Origin of the sequence: Microcoleus sp. LEGE 07076, assembly GCF_015207455.1 — a bacterium.
Classification (GTDB): Bacteria; Cyanobacteriota; Cyanobacteriia; order Cyanobacteriales; family Microcoleaceae; genus Microcoleus.
Genome location: NZ_JADEWV010000318.1, coordinates 1 through 4,893, shown reverse-complemented (window position 1 = coordinate 4,893; position 4,893 = coordinate 1). Strand labels below are relative to the sequence as shown.

The 4,893-nt window shown below is 47.5% G+C and carries 6 protein-coding genes and 1 pseudogene; 2 read left to right on the top strand and 5 right to left on the bottom strand.

Translation table 11 applies throughout. The features are described 5' to 3' along the window. Positions 1-103: 103 nt before the first annotated feature. Positions 104-1,438 (bottom strand): hypothetical protein, encoded by a 1,335-nt coding sequence (locus tag IQ270_RS28140; protein WP_193976421.1) that lies wholly within the window; start codon positions 1,436-1,438, stop codon positions 104-106. A gap of 29 nt (positions 1,439-1,467) precedes the next feature. On the opposite strand from IQ270_RS28140, the gene IQ270_RS32095 reads away from it, so the two are divergent. Further along, the gene (locus IQ270_RS32095; RefSeq protein ID WP_255532497.1) at positions 1,468-1,593 is read left to right on the top strand and encodes a hypothetical protein; all 126 of its coding nucleotides are present in this window, start codon (positions 1,468-1,470) and stop codon (positions 1,591-1,593) included. Here the strand turns inward: IQ270_RS32095 and IQ270_RS28135 are convergent. After that, on the bottom strand, positions 1,590-2,252 hold the full coding sequence (locus IQ270_RS28135) for a (2Fe-2S) ferredoxin domain-containing protein (protein ID WP_193976420.1): 663 nt from the start codon (positions 2,250-2,252) through the stop codon (positions 1,590-1,592). The genes IQ270_RS32095 and IQ270_RS28135 overlap by 4 nt on opposite strands. A 61-nt stretch (positions 2,253-2,313) precedes the next feature. Next, positions 2,314-2,559 carry an Asr1405/Asl0597 family protein gene (locus tag IQ270_RS28130; RefSeq protein ID WP_193976422.1) on the bottom strand — a complete coding sequence of 82 codons (246 nt, stop codon included), beginning with the start codon at positions 2,557-2,559 and terminating at the stop codon, positions 2,314-2,316. A gap of 248 nt (positions 2,560-2,807) precedes the next feature. On the opposite strand from IQ270_RS28130, the gene IQ270_RS28125 reads away from it, so the two are divergent. Then, positions 2,808-3,350, top strand: a complete 543-nt coding sequence (locus tag IQ270_RS28125; protein ID WP_193976419.1) for a Dps family protein — start codon at positions 2,808-2,810, stop codon at positions 3,348-3,350. A gap of 179 nt (positions 3,351-3,529) precedes the next feature. Here the strand turns inward: IQ270_RS28125 and IQ270_RS28120 are convergent, their stop codons facing one another. After that, positions 3,530-4,273 (bottom strand): THxN family PEP-CTERM protein, encoded by a 744-nt coding sequence (locus IQ270_RS28120; protein WP_193976418.1) that lies wholly within the window; start codon positions 4,271-4,273, stop codon positions 3,530-3,532. A 190-nt stretch (positions 4,274-4,463) separates the two neighbouring features. Beyond that, a pseudogene (locus IQ270_RS28115) lies at positions 4,464-4,893 on the bottom strand (geranylgeranyl reductase); the annotation flags it as partial.

Genomic DNA, 4,893 nt, shown 5'->3' with positions numbered 1-4,893 from the left:
TAATTGTGGGATGGGCTCTATAGCCCGTCCTGGACGGGCTATAGAGCCCATCCCACAAGAACAATAAAAATGGTAAGTTATTTAATTCTCATTCCTAAGTTGACTATCGAAAACTCGGCAATTCAATTTCAGCGAGCGATCGACGTTTTTTAGCAGTCCGCAGCGGACTAGCAATCATCCCCAGCCAGTCGGGTTGTCCGACTGCTGTAGATGCAGCTTCACTCGATCGCCCTTCTTGAATACCAAAGGTTTCAACAGAATTCAAAATTTGAACCGCCCTAGCCAATTCTTGGCTGCCCGATTTGACAGCAGCAGTTTCCGGTTTTGACTCGGTTATCAGCAATTCAGGTTTCTCAACCGCAACCGCAGAGTCAGTCTCCGCCTCCTGCGTTTGATAGGTTTCCCTTTCTTCGTGCAATTGAATGCCCGATGCTTGTGCTAATTTGTTGAGTTCCTGATTGGCTGTGGATTCACGGTCGATCGCATCTTCAGCAGCCGCTACATCTGGATACTCTTCGGGATCTGACCAAGGTGTGACAGGAGAAGGGTTGAAGGCTGGCGGCAGCGGCGCTTGAGAGTTTTTCACCGCCGCGAGCAAGGATTCTAATTGCTTGTCGGCCAAATCCTCCCCACTCTCAGGCGGTTCGACAGTCGGCGACTTGTGCGGCATCTCCAGACTTCTTTCCAAGGCTGCTTTGAATTGCAAAGTGTGGCGCTGCTGGCGGTGCAAGCGCGATCGCAATTCTCGGCAAACATTTTCTGTGGCTACTAGCTGATGAAACTGTTCGTTGTAGCGCTGCACAGTAGACGCACATTCTCGCTCAACAACCGCTAGCCTAGTTTGGCTGGTTGCTAACTGACTGCTTAAACTCTCCACTAAAATTTCTTGACCCTGGAGGGTTTGATGGGAAACTTCCACTTTGCCAAACAGCCGCGTCAATTGTTCTTGAGTGTTTTCGAGTTCAGCAGTCCGCTGTTCTAGCAAGGTTTCGCGATCCTGCAAACTTTTTTGGGACTCTTCGAGGGCAGTTTCTAGCTGGGCGATGCGCTGCAAAAGGTCGCGGTTGCATTCGTGCAGCGCTTGCATCAGGGTGACTGGCGTCGATGCTTTGCCCTGACGCTGTTCGGCATTGCCGAGCAGATTTTTGAGATTTTCTGAAACCAAGGGCGATTGGGCCTCTGTCGGCTGTGTGTGAGATTGCAAATTGTTTGCGGAGGGTTTTGTGGGAATTGCATCTACGCTGAGCGCGTTCGGAAAATCTACTGTTTGCCAATCTTCTTCTGGCTGCTGGGGAACCGTTGCGGGAGGATTTGTCGGAGGGGGTGCGATCAGCTCAAAACCCCCTGGAGCAGCAAAATTTGACTGCAATGGTTCGGTATCCGATTGAACAGCAGGGTGTGATTGATGCTGATTAGCTCGACGATCAGCTTCTGACATGGCTTTTTATCCCAATAGTCACAGGGTCTGTGAAACAGTCTATCCTTATAGATTATCCAAAAGAAAGCCCCCAGTCATCAGTCATCAGTCACGAGTCATCGATCGCCAGTCACAAGCAACATTCTCCCAGTCTCCCGTTTCGGGCGATCGGCTAAGCCTTAGCAACTGCAAAATGTTTGTCAATAATCGCTGGAACTTCTGCTGGTGCAATGTGGCTGTAGCGAGTTTTGTCTGGCATCAAAACGATATTCGGCCCCGCTTTGCACTGTTTGAGACATCCAGTACCCTGAACTGTCACTTGCTCTTCTAAACCCCGCGAAGTTAAAGCATTTTCTAAAGCTTTACAGACTGCTGCGCCGCCGCGTTTTTGGCAGTCAGATTTTTGACATACTAATATTTTGGTTTGGGTTTTTGCCCGAGCTTTTGCAGTTTGATCTGTCGATCGAGTGCTGACTTCGGTTTTGCCACTGGCGCGATCGTCGGATGTCACCATCTCACAAGGTACGCTCGTGGAGTCTTGCTGTTCGGGCGATCGAGCGCTGTTACCCCCAGCCAGCGTCAAACTGCGAGCTTTAAGTTTTATCTTACCGTTTTTCAAATTGAGTTCTTTCTCGCCTGCAACTTGAACCCTCAACCCGGGTATCAAAACAGGCCCTAAAAATGACCGCAATTCCTTGCAAAGTTTCACTAAGTATTCTACTTGGCGATCGGTCTCAATTCGCAAATATTTAAGTTGGCAACCATCTTCAACAATCAGGCTGAGGATTTCTCCCTCTAAACTGAATTGAGAAAGTTGCTTGTGAGACTTAGGCATTGTGATAACTCCTTTAATTTTGTTAAATCCCGTACCGGGGGCGATGGAAGCCCGATCGCCTTTACCCGATTTGCCAGCAGCATTCGAGCAACTGCACCAGTTCGCGTCGCGGAGCGCTCAACTGCTTCAAAACGCTCGCTAGTTGAGCAGCTTGTTTGGCGGTGCTAATTTTTGCCCGCAGAGGTTGGTCTGCCTTGCACCAGCAGGGAATTTCTAATTCTTGCAAGCGTTGATAAACTTGCCACCTGTCTAGCCAACTGACTTGCACGATGTCACAGACTTCTAATTCTGGATCTGCTGGATTCATTTTTTTAGCAACAATAATCATTTGCATTTATTTTTGCTCTCGCTTGACCCCATTTTCGGGAAGCATTCAGAGCGAGCATCTTTTTATAGGATAATACAACTGCAAATAATTCTCAATAGATTTTGTAAAAAACTTTTTTACCGTACAAAGTCTTCCACTAGCGACCCAGACCCTGCTTGACTGGTAAATTTAGGGTGCTAGACTTAAATCTATTGGCAACAAAACCGCCTATTGAGAGGAGAACACGCATGACCAAGATTCAGAGTGCATTGAGACCGTTTGGCCACATAGCCGAAAACCCTATTTTACTCGAACATTCAGTCACAGCACCGATTTGTGAAGGGATGAACGCGCTGCTGGCCAGTTTTCAGGCTTTGTACCTGCAATATCAAAAACATCATTTTGTGGTAGAAGGGGCAGAATTCTACTCCTTGCACCAATTCTTTCAAGAAAGTTACGGAGAAGCTCAAGATAGCGTTCACGAATTGGGCGAACGGTTGAACGGGTTGGGCGGCATACCGGCGGCTAGTTTTAGCAAATTAGCTGAGTTGTGCTGTTTCGAGCCCGAAGCCGACGGCGTGTTTTCTTGCCGCCAAATGCTGGAACACGATTTAATTGCCGAACAAGCTATTATAGGTTTGCTGCGCCGTCAAGCAGGACAAGCTGAAAGTTTGGGCGATCGAGCTACGCGCTACCTCTACGAAAAAATCCTGCTGAAAACCGAAGAGCGAGCTTATCACATTTCCCACTTCCTCGCACCGGATACTTTGGTGCAGTTGAACTTGAATTAATAACCGGTTTGCAGTGAAGGAGGCGGTTGAAACCGCTCCTTGTCAAACAAAGTCTGCCTCCGCAGACTAAGAGTATATCTAAAAAAGCGCGATCGGCCCTTTAACCGATCGCGTTTTTTAGAATATAAAAAGGGCAAAACTGCGGTGGTGCCAGTAAAAAAGGTGGAATTGGGGATAAATTAGCTCTTAGCCTTTTTCCTTCTATTGCCAACCGCCAATTTAGTGCCCAGCAGCCATAAAGCAGTACCAGCAACGGTTGCAGGCTCTGGAACGGGTTCTGGTTCAACAGCAGTAACTTTAGCAAAAAGCAAAGCTTGATTCGTTCCCCCTTCCTGAGAGATAAACTGATTGATAGGCGCGCCGCCTGGAGTCAGGCTGAAACCTAACAAATGTAAAGTGTAATCAATTCCGGCGATTGAAAACTGATTCAACAGTGAAGTTTCAGAGATAGAAATTTTGTCGGCACAAGGAGTGATGCTGAAATAAGCGCAATTACCCAATTGATTCGGAGTTTCGTCAATCTGCAAGTTTAAATTAAAAGATTGAGTCGCAACCGGATTGTCAAAGTTTAAATTGAGGCTGAAATTAACTGCGGAAGCTGCTGTCCCGCCGAAAATACCATTGTTAAAATGACGCAGTTGCCCGACTTGGAATATTTCACCGAGTCCAAAAGTTGACGGGCCAACTCCAGTAAATCCCAGTCCGCTTTTTTGGCTTGTACTGTCGCCGTAAGCTGGGATGCCCCAGCGTACTTGGGTTTCGCTAGCGACAGTCTGGTAAACAATCCCGCTACCGCCCACAGTTTGGCTCCAACTGCCGGAAGACTGATTTAAGGATATGGCTCGGGCTTGAGGGACAATTCCAAATACTAAAGCTGCACTGGCGATCGATAATCTAAAAATATTAAACCCTGGTAAATTCACAGCAGCACCTTAACTTATTTGTGATCGCACTTATTTGAGATTACTAGATTGCCGATCGTGCCTCTATTTTAAATACCTCGCTTTACGAAATCTTTAAATTTACTCCCTTCTGAATTTTTAGATATACAAAAAACGCGATCGGCTGTTAAACCGACCGCTTTTTTTATACAATGTGTAGCAGCGCAGGCAGTTAAGGCGCTAAAGCATTGCCGCGCAGCAAACTGCCAATGGTTTTCGCAGTAATCTTCATTTGGATGAAAGGATTTGCCGGCACTACAGTCTTATACAAATAGCTATCGAATGTGAGTTTCTGCACGTCGCGATCGGCACACATTTCCACAAAAGCTTCGCGAGTAGCATCAGAACGGTAGAACACCCGCTGCAAAATGTCAAGCACTTTGTAAGTAATCCCGTAAGCCTTATCCCAGCGCTTCAGATAAAGCTTGATTTCCTGTTCAGTCGGAATGCGCGTGCCCTGCTGAGAAATCTCCACAATCGTTTCGGCGCACATCCGGCCGGATTTCGCAGCAAAATAGATACCTTCGCCCGAAGATTTGGTAACGTAACCGGCGGCATCGCCTACGAGAGCAACTCGGCCGACAACCCGGCGGGGACGCGGA